Origin of the sequence: Algoriphagus zhangzhouensis, assembly GCF_900148515.1 — a bacterium.
Lineage (GTDB): Bacteria > Bacteroidota > Bacteroidia > Cytophagales > Cyclobacteriaceae > Algoriphagus > Algoriphagus zhangzhouensis.
Window position 1 is genome coordinate 159,608 of the sequence record NZ_FRXN01000004.1, and the last position, 15,381, is coordinate 174,988.

A 15,381-nucleotide genomic window follows, 5' to 3' on the forward strand; every position below is an offset into this window, starting at 1 on the left:
TCCATGGAAACGCTCAACCATAAGGAGGTAATCAATCTCCTCCTTCAGATTGCGGCCATGTTGATTATGGCCCGGATATTTGCAGAAATCGCCAGAAAGCTCAAACAACCAGCTGTTGTCGGTGAAATATTAGCCGGAATAGTACTCGGCCCTACGATTTTGGGATATACAATGCCCGAGTTCCAACAGTATTTATTTGGGTCTCATGAGATGGCAAATATAGCTTTAGATGGATTTGTGCAGATTTCCGTAGTCCTTTTGTTATTCATTGCCGGACTGGAAGTAGAGCTTCAAATTGTCTGGAGCCAAGGGAAAAATGCCTTGAAAATAGCCGTAGCATCCATGGTTTTGCCCATTATTGCGGGATTTGTGGTGGCATATGCATTCCCGGAGTTCCTGGGTGTGAATATCAATGATAGGATTGTTGCATCTACATTCTTCGGATTAGCCATCAGTATCACTGCATTGGCTGTGGTGGCCCGGGTATTGATGGATTTGAACTTGTTTAAAACACAGACCGGACTCCTGATTATTGCTGCTGCTATGATCATTGATGTTTTGGGATGGATTGTTTTTTCTGTGATTCTTTCTCTTTCAGAATCGGGAAGTGGAGGCTTGGGAGTATGGCCAACTATCGGTTTGACGTTGGTTTTTACCATGATCATGTTGACCATAGGAAAAGGATTGATCAACCGAATTTTGCCATGGGTGAATAAAAAGATGGCCTGGCCAGGAGGCTTATTATCACTTTCCTTGGCTACTTGTTTCTTAGCTGCTTCCTTCACAGAATTTATTGGGATTCATGCCATTTTCGGAGCCTTTATTTTTGGAGTTGCCTTAGGGGATTCAGAGTATTTGACAGAAAAAGCAAAAGAGATTCTCCATCAGTTTATCAATAATATTTTCGCTCCAATCTTCTTTGTTTCGATCGGATTGAAGGTGAATTTTATTGAAAGTTTTGACTTGGGAGTGACTGGAGTGATTGTCGTTGTGGGGCTTTTGACTAAATACTTTGGGGCTTACTTTGGGGGTCGAATGGCCAATGTTGGAAGAAAAGAATCAATCATTGCAGGCTTTGGATTAAGTACTCGTGGGAGCATGGATATCATTTTGGGATTGATCGCACTTGAGTATGGACTAGTGTCGGATTCATTGTTTATCGGATTGGTAATTTTGGCTTTGATATCCTCTATAGCTTCAGGACCATTGATGGGATGGGCTGGCCGATTGAAAATCTAAAAGCTTTTATCAATCACTCATAAAATAGTTCGATTGGTGGAAGCTAAAATCTCTCTTAATTTTGGGGTGTCAAGGTTTTACACCCAAATCAACAATCAAGCATGGCAAAGACTGGAAAAATTGGAGTTCTATTAGTCAATTTAGGAACTCCAGACAGTACAGAGACAGGAGACGTCAGAAAATATCTTCGTGAGTTTTTAATGGATGGAAGAGTCATTGACATCCCATTCATTTCCAGATGGATGCTGGTCAATTTGATTATTGCGCCTTTTAGGGCTCCAAAATCGGCAAATGAATACAGAAAGCTTTGGACGGACCGAGGTTCTCCGTTGCTTTTCCATACTGAAGACCTAAGAGATAAATTGGTCGAAAGACTGGACTCAAATGAATATGTGGTTTCAATGGCGATGCGCTATCAAAGCCCAAGCATTGAGTCAGGATTGAAAGAATTGACGGATGCGAATGTGAGAAAGATTATCGTGCTGCCTCTTTTTCCTCAATATGCTTCAGCAACCAATGGCTCTGTGATCGATAAGGTGATGGAAATTGCTAGAACCTGGCAAGTCATTCCTGAGATTTCATTCATATCCAATTTCATCGAGCATCCTTTGTTTATCCAAGCTTGGGAAGAGCTTGGAAAAGAGGCAATGAAGAAAGCAGATTATGATTATTATGTTTTTTCATACCATGGTTTGCCAGAGAGACAGATCATCAAAGCCTCGGTTGATGGCTATTGCCAATTGAGTGGCTGCTGCAACAAATACCATTCAAAAAATCAATTCTGCTACAGAGCGCAATGTTTCCATACCACCCGACAAGTGGCTGCGAAATTGGGATTGCCTGAAGAGAAGGTCAAAACTTGCTTCCAATCCCGATTAGGAAATGACCCTTGGGTTCGTCCTTACACTGAAGATGTGATTAAAGAAATGGCAGGTTTGGGAGCGAAAAAGGTATTGGCATTTTCTCCGGCATTCGTAGCCGATTGTCTTGAAACTACCGTAGAGGTGGGTGAAGAATACAAAGAGGTATTCTTGGAGCATGGAGGAGAACAGTGGGATTTGGTTCCAAGCTTGAACTCCAATGATACTTGGGTGTCTTGTGTGGAGGATCTTGTTAAAAGTCATTCTTGAGATTATTGAAAAAGGGAATATGAAAAGGAAGGGATTTAATCTCTTCCTTTTTTGCTTTATTTGAGTTCTACTTTTGATCTTGTTTTGAGAACTCAGACCCATTCCCGTTTTTGGTTGATTTTAGGGATCATAATGATCTCAATAAATCTCCGAACCTCCATTGCTTCGGTAGGACCATTGATTCCATTTATTAGAGAAGATTTAGGGATTTCAAATGGTTTGGCGGGATTTTTAACCACTCTCTCTCTTATCACATTCGCTTTATTTTCTCTTTTTGCTCCCAGAATGGGAAAGCAGATGGGGAATGGAAGAGCGATTTTCATGGGGATAGCAATTTTGATTGTTGGGGTGGTGATCCGAGTCCTTGGAGGAGTAGAGCTGCTTTTTGTTGGGACTGCTTTGACAGGAATCGGGATTGTGATTGCTAATGTCCTGATGATCCCATTTTTCAAAGCGAGAATTCCTGAAAAACTGGGGCTAATGACAGCTATTTTGTCTACTGGTATGTCATTGTTTGCAGCCATTGCATCCGGATTGAGTGTACCTCTGGCAGTTGATTTGGGATGGGGTTGGAGAGGTTCCTTGGTCTCTTGGGTATCATTGATGGTTTTGGCTTTGATCATTTGGTTTCCTCAATTGGGTCCACGCCCTTCTGCCGCTCAAAGAGGTTTGAATGAAGGGAAAAATGTCTGGAAAAGTAAGCTCGCGTGGCAAGTGACTTTGTTTATGGGAGCGCAATCTGTCATGTACTTTACGATGATTACATGGATTCCAGATATGTTGATTTTTAGAGGAATGAGTGCAGTCAATGCAGGCTTGGCGATTTCTTACATGCAGTTGATTTCCCTAATCGGGACTTTCTTTGCGCCTAGACTTTTGGAAAAATTAAAGCAGCAATCAACAGTCATATTAATCGTTGGACTTTCTTATTTCCTGGGTTTTGGACTACTTTTTATCCATTCAGATCTGATAGCGTTTATTGCTTTGACTATCATTGGGATTGGTAGTGGTGCAAGCTTGAGTATTGCATACATGCTGATTTCCTTGCGAACAGCAGACGATCATACTACAGCCAAGCTTTCTGGGATGGTTCAGTCTGCCGGGTATGTGTTGGCAGCTTTGGGACCATTGCTTTTTGGTGTTTCTCTGGATTTAATTGGGAATTGGAATCTGCTTCTTTGGTTTTTACTCATAATGACCTTGCAATTCATAGGCTTTGGACTTCCAGCAGGAAGGGATAATAAAATCTGAATTGGGCTAAGATAAATACAACCCAAATTCCGCCTTTCTCGTAACTTTGCGGAATATTTCATAATCAAGAAAAATGCAAGATTTCCTGCTAGAATTAGGAGTTTCCGAACAGCTCTTTAATTACATAATCATGCCGGCATTGATTTTCTGTGCGAGGGTAGGGGACGTTTCTATCAATACGCTCAGAATCATGTTTATGATGAATGGAAAGCGTAATGTGGCTCCAATTTTAGGTTTCTTTGAAGCATTAATTTGGTTGTTGGCAATTGGTCAAATCTTCCAAAACATCAATAATCCGCTCTCCTATATTGCCTATGCAGCAGGCTTTGGAACAGGTACTTATGTGGGGATGTATTTTGAGGAAAAACTTGCTTTGGGTAGAGTTTTGGTACGAGTGATTACTCCGAAACCTCAACAAGAGCTTTTGGATTTCATGAAAGAAAAAGATTATAGATTCACGAATGTTGGAGCCGAAGGAAGATATGGAAAAGTAAATTTGCTTTTTACTGTGATGAAAAGAGAAAACCTTCAGGAATTTATATCCAAGGTAAAGGAATTCGATGAAAGAGCATTTTACACAATTGAGAGTGTGAAAAGGGTTTCTGAGGATGATCTAAATGTGATGGAAGATAGACCTCGATTTAAGAGCAAATTGTTTAGCAAAGCCAGGACCTAATGGGAAATACTTGGTTTCAATTTCAAAAATTTAGGATAGAGCAGGAGAAGTCTGCCATGAAGATTTCTACCGATGCAATTTTATTAGGTGCTTTGGCTGATTTTGATTCTCCCAAACAGATTTTAGATATCGGATCTGGCACTGGGGTGATAGCTTTGATGCTTGCTCAAAGATTCGAAAAAGCAAGAGTTACAGGGATAGAGTTAGATGAAGATGCAAGTCAGGAGGCGAAATCTAACTTCGAAAAAAGTGATTTCGCAGAAAGGTTAAGTCTTTCCAAAGGAGCGATTCAAGATTTCGAAGCTGAAGTCCAATTTGATATGATTGTTTCCAACCCTCCTTATTTTCCAGATCATCTCAAATCCCGAGACCAAAAAAGAAATCAGGCGCTTCACACTGATAAATTGTCTTTTGATGATTTGATCATTTCAGTAGATCAATTGCTTGGGCATAATGGTGTTTTTTGGTGCATTCTTCCTCCTCGGCAAATGGAGGATTTGAGTGTGAAATTGGAGGAGATAGGGTTTTTTGCCATTTCAGAAATTGCTGTCCGTGACAATCCACAGAAACAAATACATAGAGTTGTAAAATCTTTTTCGAAAGCCTTTTCCCCATTTTCAAGAAAAGAGCATTCTCTCAAAAATACTAATGGGGAATACACTGATTTTTATAAGAGCCTTATCTCAGGATTTTTGCTAGGATATTGAAAATTAGGTAGGTTCCAAAAGGCTGAATTTGCTTTTCATATCAAAATTTTCTGATTTTAAGCTAAATTTATTCTTGGCCTATTTTACCAATGAATTGGCTGCGTATATTGGAGTGAAAATTAAACCTTCAGAATTAAAGAATTTATGGTGAAAAGACTTTTCTACCTCCTATTGTTGCCTCTGATCTCTTGTATCGATCCCTATGAGGTAGAATTGGAGGAGGGGGCCCAATTGCTGACAGTGGATGGCATGATTACTACAGAACCGGGGAAACAATCCGTACGGTTGACTAGGAGTGATACCTATGGATCTGTTTTTGAGGGCTTGATTCGACCAGTTTCCAATGCGACCGTTATTATTAGGGACAATACCGGGAAAGTAGTTTTTTTGGAGGAAGAAGAAGCTGGAATTTATTGGACTTCAGAGAATTTTGCCACAGAAGTTGGTAAAACATACACTTTACAAATTCAAACTTCCAATGGAACTGTCTATACCTCCCTCCCCGAGACTGTTCAACCTGTTCCGGAAATAAATAGCCTTTCTGTTCAAACTATCAGAACTCCAGTAGAAGGGGAGGAAATTGATAAGTCAGGTATTCAGGTTGTAGCTGAAATTACTGATCCAGCAGATCAAAATAATTTTTACTATTGGGAGAGTGCTCCTGCAGTCTATGTGCTAAGAACCAGACCTGATCTTTACACTCCGCGTCCATCAGATACCAATACAAGCCGTGAGCCACAACCAAAAGATTGTTGCATTGTTTGTTTTAGGACAGAAACGGTGAATGAAGGAGTTTTTATAGCTCAGGATGATAATTTCAATGGCTTGACTACAAAGGTACCTGTAGCGTATATCGAGGATGATGGGCTCCGATTTATCACTACTTACCGGGCAGATATTCGCCAAATAAGTATTTCTCAGGAAGCCTATCGCTTTTTGAAATTGGTAAAGCAACAAACGGAGATTTCGGGATCTGTCTTCGATCCCCCTCCTGCTACTATTCGAGGAAATATGATCAACTTGGAAAATCCTGAAGAGACAGTTCTTGGATTCTTTATGGTTGGATCTGAAACCCAAAGACGCATTTATATCGACCAAAGTGATTTGACCTTCGCTCAAAGTGAAGCTATTATTCCAGATGATTGTCGCTTGTCTGATGGAGCAGATATAGATCCTCCAGCTGATTGGAATCCTTGAAGAATTTAATTCAAAGGTGATTCACTTTCTCTGAACTTAATTCCATAGGACTCTAATTTCTCTAAAATCGGTAAATAGATCTCTGGTACTACTGGAACATAAAGCCCTTTCAAAGAAATCTTTCCATCCAAAAACAGGTCCACAGCGATGGCGAGTGGAAGTCCTACGGTCTTAGCCATTGCGGTATAAGTAGAATCCTCTCCGAAGCAAACCAAGCTTGAAGTGAGCAGTTTTTTGCCATATTCTCCTTCGATTTCAAATTGGTGTTGCATCACGATCATGTCCCGGTCTTCGGGTTCCAGCGCCCAATCAATTTCCAAAATTGCTTGTAAAAGTTGAGCAGGACTCCCTTTGGTTCTTGGTAATTTTCGCTCACTGAAAAAGCCAAGCCACTGAATTTTCTCAAAGGTTGGAAAATCTAATTCTGGAATTAATTCCGCCAGTTTTTCTTCTACAGATAAGGATTCATTAAAGGGAAGAAAAGCATTCAAAAACTGTCTGAGAGAACTTCCTTCTGGCATTTCCATGTCAAAACTATCATCAGTCATCCCTAATTGGATGAATACATTCCAAGCCTTGCAATAGCCAGCTCTTCGGAGAGTTCCTCGAAGCATGGTAGGGATTTCTTCCAAGCCATAGACTTTTCTATAGCTCAACGAATCTCGATTTGGATATCCATCAAAATCTCCCAAACCTAGGAATTGGACTGATTCCAGCCTTTTGAAAAGCTGATGATATGGAACAAATTTTAAATCTCCTTTTTCGATATATCTGGAAGTTCCCTGCCCAGCTAAAACCACATTTCTTGGATTCCAGGTGAATTTGTATTTCCAGGGGTTGGTCTCGCTTTCTGGAGCCAAAAGCCCACCACAAAATGATTTGAAAGAGGTGATTTTTTCACCTTTCCCTTTGGCTTCATGGATCACTTTCATTGCTGACATATGATCGATACCAGGGTCAAGTCCGCATTCATTGAGGAAGAAAAGTCCTTTGCTTTCAATTTCTTCCTTCATGGCTTTCATTTCTCCGGACTCGTATGATGCAGAGAAAAAATGTTTCCCCAGTTCCAAGCAGTCTTTAGCAACGATAGGATGCATGAAAGCGGGTAACATAGAAATCACGACGTCAGCTTTTGAAATCATGGATTTTCGGCTGCTTTCATCTTGTATGTCTAAACTAACAGCCTCTGTATTTGGTCTATTTTGAAGCTTTTCGGAAGCAGCTTTTTCGTCCAAATCAGCGAGTGTCAAAAACCTGTTTTTACTGGAGCAGGTAACTGCCAAATAGTCAATTAAAAAAGTGGAAGACTTTCCTCCTCCCAAAATCAATACTTGTTGCATGAAGGCGATAGATTAGTGATTAGGTTTATAAATCTGGCAGGAAAAAGGCAGAAATCCATTTTTTGTGGAACAAATGATTACTTTGTTCGTTCGATTTCACCCTAGACAAATCGATTATGAAGTATTTGGGATCAAGTCAACAAATAGAAGTATTGGAGGTTCATGAGCTTTCCGATGAAGAAAATCAATTGATTTTGAAAGCTCAGGAAATTTCAAAAAACTCATATTCCCCATATTCCAATTTTCATGTTGGAGCGGCGGTGAAACTAGAAAATGGAGAATTCCTCCAAAGCAGTAATCAAGAAAATGTAAGTTTCCCGACTGGGGTTTGCGCTGAGAGATTGGTTTTGGGATATGCAGGGGCAAATTTTCCAGATTTGGCTCCTAAAATGATGGCAGTTGTGGCCCAAAGAAATGGAGAAGATACTTGGGCTGGAGTTTCACCTTGCGGTATTTGTAGGCAGACGATCAATGAAGTTGAAAATCGATTCGGGAAAGAAATCACTATGTTGTTTTTGCAACCTGATTCCAAAGTTTATCGAGTAAAAGGAATAAGTGCCTTGTTGCCATTGAAGTTTGATGATTTGAAAGGATAGCTTGTGAAAAAAAGTTTTCAGTTTCCCTTTGAAGCCCATTATGTGATTTCTCATGAACCCAATTTTCAGGAATCTGAAATTTGGATTGTCTTCCATGGATATGGGCATCTGGCAGAATTCTTTATCCGAAAATTCAATCCTTTTTTTAGTTCGGAACGCTTATTCATTGCGCCGGAAGGAACCAATTATGCTTACCTCCAGAATTTTCAGGGAAGAGTAGGAGCCAATTGGATGACCAAGCATGAAAGAGAAACCGCCATCTCCAACAATCATAGGTTTTTGGATGGTTTGATGGAATCAATTCTTCAGAGCTATTCAATTTTACCCAAAATAAATATCCTGGGCTTTTCCCAAGGTGCTGCAACAGCTACCCGATGGGCAAGCAGATGGACTGAAAAAGTCGAACATTTGGTGCTTTGGGCCGGAGGATTTGCCCATGATTTGGAATTAATGGAGGCAAAAGAAAAATTTTCTTTAACAAAATTCACAATAGTTTTAGGAAATCAAGATTCCATGATAACTCAAGAAAGTCTTGAAAAACAGGGTGAGTTGGTCAAAAATCTTGAAAAAACAGTGGAAATCATCCATTTTGAAGGTGGACATGAACTAAATCAGGAGGTTTTGAAAAAACTTTTCGAATAGTTGGTGAAATATCGATTTTTTGGAATTTCGTTTGCATTAAAAAACAATTGGTACACAAACTGACATTCACTATTTTTCTAAAAATTTCTAATACCACCAATGCTTTCGCTTACTGAAAAAGAGGCAGATTATATTGCTGCCCAATTACTTAAAGGGATGGTCTGCTTCTACCAGATCGACAAAAAGAAGGTTCACTTCATGCCCGATGATGAGGATTATTTTAATTATGATCTGACTCCTGATGAAGAGGATATTCTGGATGAAATAGATGCCGATCCTGATAATTATGCAGAATTTACCAAAATGGAGATTCCTCAGGAGCATCAAATGATGCAAGACTTCATTGATCGTAAGGTAAAAGAAAGAAGTCTAGCAGAAGATCTCGTTACTTCTTTGACCAAAACAAAATCCTTAACAGCTTTTAAATTTTTGATTGATGAGTCTAAGTACAAAAATGATTGGATTGAATATCGAAAGTCTAAATATTTGGACTGGGTAAAGGAGCAATTGGATAGCTTCAATTACGCAGAAGATTAAATTTAACCGCCCGGTATTCTGGGCGGTTTTCTTTTTCCTTGATTTTAAGTAGTTTCAAAGACTTTTAAAGAATTTTTATGTCTACAGAATCAACCATAACCATTCGCTATAATCTGAACCCCGGAGATTTAGGGCAGGTGGCTGCTCTGCACGGAAAAATCTATGCTGAAGAGCATGGGTTTGGGATGGGTTTCGAAGCTTATGTCATGGAAAGTCTTTTGGAGTTTTACCGACAGTATAACACCAATCGAGACCGCGTCTGGGTAGTAGAATCTGATGGGAAAATGGTGGGTTTTTTGCTTTTGATGCATCGACTTGACGAGCAGGCCCAATTACGATATTTCATTTTGGAAAAAGCCTATCGGGGTATGGGCTTAGGCAAGAAGCTTATGAAAGAGTGGATGAATTTTTACAATGAAAAAGGCTACAAAGGCGCCTATTTGTACACCACTTCTGGTTTGGATCCAGCTGTCAGTTTGTACGAGCGATTTGGTTTTAAAAAGATTTCTCAGGTAAAGTCGAGGAACTTTGGAGTTCCATTGCTAGAGATGTTGTATCGACTTTATCCTTCCTAAAGGAAATCCGTATCTTTCCGAAATGAAGCGCTATTCATTTCTCATCATCCTTTTCATGTTGTTGTCGCATCTTTCATTTTCCCAAAATTGGGATTGGGGAGGTCCAGTTGATCCACTTCAACAAAAATTCAAAATTCTTCATTATACCTTGAATCTGGAATTGCTTCCAGAGACTCAGTCAATAGCTGGATCTAATACAATTATTTTCGAAGCCAAAGAGAAATTGGATACCATTCGACTTCAGTTGATCGATGAGTATACGGTTTCCAATGTTACAATGAATGGTGAGAAAGTCACCTTTTCCCACCATGATGATATTCTAGATATCATTCCGGTTGATTGTACTTGCAACTCTGTGAAAGTGGAGTATTCAGGGAAAACACCTATCGCTCAAAATCCACCTTGGACTGGAGGATTTACCTGGACCAAAGATGAATTAGGAAATGATTGGATGGGTTTATCCTCCCAAGGAGAAGGCGCTAAGATTTTTATGCCTGCTTTGGATCATCCAAGCAGCGAACCGGAAGAAGGAGCTGATCTCTTTTTTACTGTTAAGAAGCCTTATTTCGTAGCTGCCAATGGACGCTTACTTGAAAGTGAAGAGAAAGGAGATAAAATAACTTATCATTGGGCTACTAGCTATCCAATTAATAATTATGGGATTAATTTCACACTGGGGGTTTTTCATGAAGAGTCGAAAATTTTTAATTCCACTTCAGGAGCTCAGATACCGATGACTGTATATGTTTTAGAGGAAAATAAATCCAAAGCAGCTTCACTTTTGGCGATTTTGGAGGAAAGCACCCAAACACACGAGAAGTATTTCGGTCCTTTTCCTTGGTCGGAAGATAAGGTGGCGGTCGTAGAAACACCCTATTTGGGAATGGAGCATCAGACAATCAATGCCTATGGGAATAATTTCCAATATGTTCCTTTGGGAGATACCCAATATGACTGGTTGCTTCACCATGAGTTGGGGCATGAGTGGTTTGGAAACAAGGTTTCAGTGGGAGATTGGGCAGATATGTGGATCCATGAGGGCTTGACAGCCTACGGCGATATTTTATTCTACCTAGAGCATGGAGGAGAAGAAGAATATCTGAAAAAAGCCAAGTCTGTATTGCGCGGAATTCCACATGAGAAACCGGTTCAAAGTCCTCCAAATAGTACGGAAGAGGAAGCCTATCACGGTGAAATCTATAGCAAAGGCTCTTTTATCATCCATTCTCTTCGTGGGATTTTGGGAGATGAAGTTTTCTTCCCAATGCTGAAAGCATTTGCGACAGATGAGCGGTTTACATACCAAAATCAAGTAACTACAAAAGATTTCACAGACTTCGTTCAAGACTATTCAGGAAAAGATTTGTCAGGCTTTTTTGAGCTTTACCTAAAGACGACAGACATTCCAAAAGTGGAGGTGAAGAAAAAAGGAAAGAAAGGCTGGCAGGTGAAATTGTCTGGAATCGACTTCGAAATGCCAGTTGAAGTGGAAACTTCCAATGGGATTCAAAAGGTGATTTTAGGGAAAGAATCAGTACTAGTTCAGAGTGCCACAGAACCGATTGTAGATCCTAATTATTGGTTAATGCTAGAGAGATAAAAATGTCAGAAACTGAAAAGAAGCCTAAAGGTTATTACATCATGATGGGGATGCTAATTGGTTTGCCAATTGGAGTTGCCATGAGTACAGCATTAGGAAGTTTTGCCTACATAGGAGTGGGCATTGCCATTGGATTACCGATCGGAGTTGCTATGGAAGAGGAGGCGAAAAAGAAAGGTCAAATCAGAGATGTTACTCCTGATGAAGAGCAACAACGCAAAAAATATCTTTTGGGTGCCGTTGTCTTAATTGGAGTTCTTGTGTTGGCTACTCTTGCTTTTCTTTTTTGGAATATGAGTCGAGATTAAAGTCTCCCAACCGTCATTCCTCCATCCAGAGTGATGATTTGACCTGTGCCATAAGTCAAAGTTCCTTCAGCCAAAGCTGCTACAGTTTTTCCAATATCTTCCGGTTTTCCCATTCTTGGCTCCAAGGTCAAGCCATTGGCGATTTGGGCTTCATATTTTTCTTTGACTCCAGCAGTCATGTCAGTTTCGATGATTCCAGGTCTCACTTCAAATACAGGGATGTCGTATTCAGCTAATCTCACAGCAAAAGTCTGATTCATCATTGAGAGTCCCGATTTTGACATGCAATAAGCTACTCGATTGGTGGAGGCTAAAACAGCAGAGATGGAGGTAATAGTTATGATTGTGAAGAAATCCTCAGGGTTTTTCTCTTTAGATTTGATCATTGACTTTGCGACTGCCTGACTGAGGAAAAATGTTCCTTTCATATTAGTGTCTATCACGTAATCAAAGTCTTCTTCTACGACATCCAGAATATCTGCTCTGACTTTTGGCGCTACTCCTGCATTATTGACCAAAACATTGATTTTGCCGAATTTTTCAAGAATCCCTTCTAAGATTCGAGACCTATCTTCCTTACTTCCAATATTCCCCTGAAAGTATTCTGCCTGGATTCCATATTTTTCTAATTCCTCCAAGACAGGTAAAACTGAATCTTTGTCCCGCATGCCATTCAAAGCCAAATCAAAGCCTTTTTGCGCCAAAGGTTTAGCGATTCCTAAGCCGATTCCCCGGGTCCCTCCAGTGATGAATGCTACTTTGCTCATGACTCTTTGATTTTCTTTAAATCCTCGTGAATTGGCATCTTTTTATAGAATGGATCCAGAGGGAAACACCCTGAAATCATTCCATTTCTAGGGGCTGTAGTACAATCTGAAAAGGTTCGGCATATCTTCGCTCTTTTCATCACATTTCCGCTAAGGACATCAGCTGGCAGGTCCGGATAACTCAAGACCATTCTTCCCAAACCGATCGAATCTGCCAAACCTTGGTCCAGAACAGCCTGTCCGACATTGGGAAGCCATTCCTGCAAATAGGAATAGGCAGATCCGACCACATAAAACTCTGGGAATGCTTTTTTCAATTCGCCTGCCACATGGATTTGGCGGGCTACACCTTGCAAAGGATCTTCCGGGGGTAAATATCCATCGGAAGGAGGGAAAATCGCAGGTCTTTGAATATGGGGATTGTAATAGGGGCTACCTGCTGTGGTACAGAGTAACTCTATATCTAGCACTCTCAAAAGTTCTAAAAACTGAAAGGTTTCAGATAAGTTCTCTTTGATGCCGCTTTCATCTCCTCCAAAAGCATATTTGTAAGGAGAGTCCTTTGCTGGGACTCCTTTGGAATCTTCGCCAGGTTTGAATGGAACCCAATCAAAAGTGCTAAGTCTTACACCAATCTCTAATCCAGGAGCAGCCTCTCTAATTCCAGAAACAATCTCTTTTAAAAATCGGCTTCTGTTTTCAAAACTGCCACCATATTTACCTTCTCGATCATAGGAACTTAGGAATTCATGTCCTAAATACCCATGGCAATGCTTGATGTCCACAAACTGAAAGCCGGCCTTTTGTGCCAAAACTGCCGCATCAATATATTTTTGGATAATGTCTTCAATTTCGGCGTCCGTCAAAAGAGGATAATCTTCTGCTAATCCGAATTTGCCATTCAATACCGGGTGAGAATAAAGGATTTTAGGTTCCATCTTCTTTTTATCAAATGGCTTGCAAAACCTTCCTGAATGTGTGAGCTGAAGTCCTGTAAGTAGACCTTCAGTGGATCCGAAAGCAACTTTATGCTCCAATTGAATCATTTGGAAAAGATCTACGAATTCCTGAAAAGTATCCTTATTGATCATTAACTGATTCGGATTGGCTCTTCCTTCTCGGCAAACAGCCACTGCTTCACAGCCCCAAAGCAATTTGGCGCCACTAATTGCAAAATTCTTCCACCTTCTTTTCGTGAATTCTGTTGGTCTTCCGTCCGTTGTGCCGTCCCAGCCTTCCATAGGTAAAATGCAGAAAGCATTTCCAATGGTTGAACCAGATCGGAGTTGATGTGAAGTAGAATATGGTGAATCATTTGCCTCTTTTAATTCCGCATCAAAAGGCATTTCGATTCCTTCTTTTTCCAGATGAGCCTCGAATTGTTCAGCTGATTTCAACTGAGCGACTCTGGGATATTCCGGTTTATACTTTCCGCTCATGATTTGACGCAGTTATAAAAGCTGTAATATTTTTCACCCTTTGCAATCCTTTGGATCAATAGTGCAAGCTCTCGCGCATGATAATCTCCCCACATGCTTGATTCTCCATGAGCTACTAATTTTGGATCGGGTTTGTAATCCCAGCCATTTGGTTCATGGTAAATAGAATGTAGGATCAAGCCTTCATGGTTTGGATTTTCGGAAATGTAAGGTTTTTGGAAAAGTGCCTTCGCAACTAGCAATCCTGCTTGAATATATTTGTCACCATTTGCTTCTCCTTTTATTTTTAGCCAATTCCCAATTCTGATAAGTCCTTGAGCGGCAATACAAGCGGCAGATGAATCAATAGGTTCATAGGAATTATATGGCTCTGATTGTCTTTGGAGATAGTCTCCCATTTTATACAGATTTGGAGCTCCTGTATCCCAATAAGGAATCCCATCGGTTGGTGTATTTTCCAGATAGAAGTTCGCAGTGGCGATTGCTGCCTCTTTCATTTCCTTTTCAAAAACCGATTTAGTAATGATCGGCTCGTAATCCTTTTCCTCCAATTCGTCCAGAATTTCCAAAGTTTCACCCAGTCCACAAATAGCCCAAGCTAGGCCTCGAGTCCAGGTACTAAAGCCAGTATATCCCTGCTGCGAATTTGGACAGCGGTAATTTCCATCATTGGTATTGAAAATGATTTCATGGGCCGTTCGGCCAGCAATATCATAACTGTCTCGACCATTTCCCATATAAATGGAATAGCGCATGGTACTGCGAATATGCTGTACCGCTCGCTGGATCAAGGAGATTTTCTTGTCGTTTTCACCCTGCAGCACATGTCCCAAACCATGGGAAACCACCAAAGCCCTGCAAGAGCGTATCGTGTCTACAAAAAGAGAATGTGGCCCATTGAATGAATAGATGTATCCGCCTTCTTGGGTTTTGGACCAGCGTGTCGCTTGAACTGCTCCACTGATTTTAAGGGCAAGCTTATAAAAGTCTTTTTCCCAGTCAGAAGCACTGATTTTGTTTTCATTGATTAGCCTCAGCAAATTTCCATAAGTACTCACATTGTTGAAACCATGATCATGAACTCCGATATGTGTAAGATGAGGAGCCATTTTTTCAACAGTATTTTTTCTGCCTATCTCCAGAAATTGCTCATCCCCCGTAGCATCAAACTGCAGAATGGCAGAACCATATTGAAAGCCTTGGGTCCACTCAGTCCAGCCTCTGGTTACATATTTTCCTTTTTCAGTGAATACAGGAGCACCGTTTTTAGGATCAAAATTCTTTTCTATCGCGAGAACTTTTTCACCGGAGAGTTTCCAGAACTCCTCAAGGGAATCAGATAAGTCTGATGGTGAAATAGCATTGGTAAGTATCATA

General features: G+C 40.4%; 16 protein-coding genes. 12 read left to right on the plus strand and 4 right to left on the minus strand.

What is annotated here, in order from left to right:
- Positions 1-3 precede the first annotated feature (3 nt).
- The 6 genes from BUF13_RS14915 to BUF13_RS14940 all read left to right on the plus strand — a co-directional run bounded on the left by BUF13_RS14915 (position 4) and on the right by BUF13_RS14940 (position 6,200).
- Positions 4-1,239: a cation:proton antiporter gene (locus tag BUF13_RS14915; protein ID WP_073572626.1), complete on the plus strand. Its 1,236-nt coding sequence runs from the start codon at positions 4-6 to the stop codon at positions 1,237-1,239.
- A gap of 101 nt (positions 1,240-1,340) precedes the next feature.
- Positions 1,341-2,369 carry a ferrochelatase gene (hemH, locus tag BUF13_RS14920; RefSeq protein WP_073572627.1) on the plus strand — a complete coding sequence of 343 codons (1,029 nt, stop codon included), beginning with the start codon at positions 1,341-1,343 and terminating at the stop codon, positions 2,367-2,369.
- A 132-nt stretch (positions 2,370-2,501) separates the two neighbouring features.
- Positions 2,502-3,620: a CynX/NimT family MFS transporter gene (locus BUF13_RS14925; RefSeq protein ID WP_073572858.1), complete on the plus strand. Its 1,119-nt coding sequence runs from the start codon at positions 2,502-2,504 to the stop codon at positions 3,618-3,620.
- A gap of 73 nt (positions 3,621-3,693) precedes the next feature.
- The gene (locus BUF13_RS14930) at positions 3,694-4,296 is read left to right on the plus strand and encodes a DUF2179 domain-containing protein (protein ID WP_073572628.1); all 603 of its coding nucleotides are present in this window, start codon (positions 3,694-3,696) and stop codon (positions 4,294-4,296) included.
- Positions 4,296-5,003, plus strand: a complete 708-nt coding sequence (locus BUF13_RS14935; protein WP_073572629.1) for a tRNA1(Val) (adenine(37)-N6)-methyltransferase — start codon at positions 4,296-4,298, stop codon at positions 5,001-5,003. The genes BUF13_RS14930 and BUF13_RS14935 overlap by 1 nt, the downstream gene beginning before the upstream one ends.
- Positions 5,004-5,147: 144 nt before the next feature.
- Positions 5,148-6,200 carry a DUF4249 domain-containing protein gene (locus BUF13_RS14940; RefSeq protein WP_073572630.1) on the plus strand — a complete coding sequence of 351 codons (1,053 nt, stop codon included), beginning with the start codon at positions 5,148-5,150 and terminating at the stop codon, positions 6,198-6,200.
- 5 nt (positions 6,201-6,205) lie between these two features.
- Here BUF13_RS14940 and BUF13_RS14945 read toward each other — a convergent pair whose 3' ends face one another.
- The gene (locus BUF13_RS14945) at positions 6,206-7,540 is read right to left on the minus strand and encodes a saccharopine dehydrogenase C-terminal domain-containing protein (RefSeq protein WP_073572631.1); all 1,335 of its coding nucleotides are present in this window, start codon (positions 7,538-7,540) and stop codon (positions 6,206-6,208) included.
- A 116-nt stretch (positions 7,541-7,656) separates the two neighbouring features.
- Here BUF13_RS14945 and BUF13_RS14950 point away from each other — a divergent pair, with 116 nt between their 5' ends.
- From BUF13_RS14950 to BUF13_RS14975, 6 genes are all read left to right on the plus strand, one after another.
- A complete protein-coding gene (locus tag BUF13_RS14950; protein WP_073572632.1) occupies positions 7,657-8,136 on the plus strand; it encodes a cytidine deaminase in 480 nt (159 codons plus the stop codon).
- Between the two features lie 3 nt (positions 8,137-8,139).
- Positions 8,140-8,778, plus strand: a complete 639-nt coding sequence (locus BUF13_RS14955; RefSeq protein ID WP_073572633.1) for an alpha/beta hydrolase — start codon at positions 8,140-8,142, stop codon at positions 8,776-8,778.
- Positions 8,779-8,877: 99 nt separating this feature from the next.
- On the plus strand, positions 8,878-9,315 hold the full coding sequence (locus BUF13_RS14960) for a UPF0158 family protein (RefSeq protein ID WP_073572634.1): 438 nt from the start codon (positions 8,878-8,880) through the stop codon (positions 9,313-9,315).
- A 77-nt stretch (positions 9,316-9,392) separates the two neighbouring features.
- Entirely contained in the window at positions 9,393-9,890 is a 498-nt protein-coding gene (locus BUF13_RS14965; RefSeq protein ID WP_073572635.1) for a GNAT family N-acetyltransferase, read from the plus strand.
- A gap of 22 nt (positions 9,891-9,912) precedes the next feature.
- Positions 9,913-11,490, plus strand: a complete 1,578-nt coding sequence (locus BUF13_RS14970) for a M1 family metallopeptidase (RefSeq protein ID WP_073572636.1) — start codon at positions 9,913-9,915, stop codon at positions 11,488-11,490.
- Between the two features lie 2 nt (positions 11,491-11,492).
- Positions 11,493-11,798 (plus strand): hypothetical protein, encoded by a 306-nt coding sequence (locus tag BUF13_RS14975; protein WP_073572637.1) that lies wholly within the window; start codon positions 11,493-11,495, stop codon positions 11,796-11,798.
- Here the strand turns inward: BUF13_RS14975 and BUF13_RS14980 are convergent.
- Genes BUF13_RS14980 through BUF13_RS14990 form a run of 3 tightly spaced genes read right to left on the minus strand, consistent with a single transcriptional unit; the run spans position 11,795 to position 15,380 of the window.
- Positions 11,795-12,565 carry a 3-ketoacyl-ACP reductase gene (locus BUF13_RS14980; RefSeq protein WP_073572638.1) on the minus strand — a complete coding sequence of 257 codons (771 nt, stop codon included), beginning with the start codon at positions 12,563-12,565 and terminating at the stop codon, positions 11,795-11,797. The two genes, BUF13_RS14975 and BUF13_RS14980, sit on opposite strands and share 4 nt — an antisense overlap.
- On the minus strand, positions 12,562-14,004 hold the full coding sequence (locus BUF13_RS14985) for an oxidoreductase (protein WP_073572639.1): 1,443 nt from the start codon (positions 14,002-14,004) through the stop codon (positions 12,562-12,564). The genes BUF13_RS14980 and BUF13_RS14985 overlap by 4 nt, the downstream gene beginning before the upstream one ends.
- Positions 14,001-15,380: a glycoside hydrolase family 88 protein gene (locus tag BUF13_RS14990; protein ID WP_073572640.1), complete on the minus strand. Its 1,380-nt coding sequence runs from the start codon at positions 15,378-15,380 to the stop codon at positions 14,001-14,003. The genes BUF13_RS14985 and BUF13_RS14990 overlap by 4 nt, the downstream gene beginning before the upstream one ends.
- Between the last annotated feature and the right edge of the window lies 1 nt (position 15,381).

Bases quoted from the DNA above. Each gene is read 5' to 3' on its own strand.
- BUF13_RS14990 (WP_073572640.1), bottom strand. From the start codon at position 15,380: ATGATACTTACCAATGCTATTTCACCATCAGACTTATCTGATTCCCTT.
- BUF13_RS14940 (WP_073572630.1), top strand. From the start codon at position 5,148: ATGGTGAAAAGACTTTTCTACCTCCTATTGTTGCCTCTGATCTCTTGT.
- BUF13_RS14915 (WP_073572626.1), top strand. From the start codon at position 4: ATGGAAACGCTCAACCATAAGGAGGTAATCAATCTCCTCCTTCAGATT.
- BUF13_RS14945 (WP_073572631.1), bottom strand. From the start codon at position 7,540: ATGCAACAAGTATTGATTTTGGGAGGAGGAAAGTCTTCCACTTTTTTA.
- BUF13_RS14985 (WP_073572639.1), bottom strand. From the start codon at position 14,004: ATGAGCGGAAAGTATAAACCGGAATATCCCAGAGTCGCTCAGTTGAAA.
- BUF13_RS14950 (WP_073572632.1), top strand. From the start codon at position 7,657: ATGAAGTATTTGGGATCAAGTCAACAAATAGAAGTATTGGAGGTTCAT.
- BUF13_RS14980 (WP_073572638.1), bottom strand. From the start codon at position 12,565: ATGAGCAAAGTAGCATTCATCACTGGAGGGACCCGGGGAATCGGCTTA.
- BUF13_RS14975 (WP_073572637.1), top strand. From the start codon at position 11,493: ATGTCAGAAACTGAAAAGAAGCCTAAAGGTTATTACATCATGATGGGG.
- BUF13_RS14930 (WP_073572628.1), top strand. From the start codon at position 3,694: ATGCAAGATTTCCTGCTAGAATTAGGAGTTTCCGAACAGCTCTTTAAT.
- hemH (WP_073572627.1), top strand. From the start codon at position 1,341: ATGGCAAAGACTGGAAAAATTGGAGTTCTATTAGTCAATTTAGGAACT.
- BUF13_RS14935 (WP_073572629.1), top strand. From the start codon at position 4,296: ATGGGAAATACTTGGTTTCAATTTCAAAAATTTAGGATAGAGCAGGAG.
- BUF13_RS14965 (WP_073572635.1), top strand. From the start codon at position 9,393: ATGTCTACAGAATCAACCATAACCATTCGCTATAATCTGAACCCCGGA.
- BUF13_RS14925 (WP_073572858.1), top strand. From the start codon at position 2,502: ATGATCTCAATAAATCTCCGAACCTCCATTGCTTCGGTAGGACCATTG.
- BUF13_RS14970 (WP_073572636.1), top strand. From the start codon at position 9,913: ATGAAGCGCTATTCATTTCTCATCATCCTTTTCATGTTGTTGTCGCAT.
- BUF13_RS14960 (WP_073572634.1), top strand. From the start codon at position 8,878: ATGCTTTCGCTTACTGAAAAAGAGGCAGATTATATTGCTGCCCAATTA.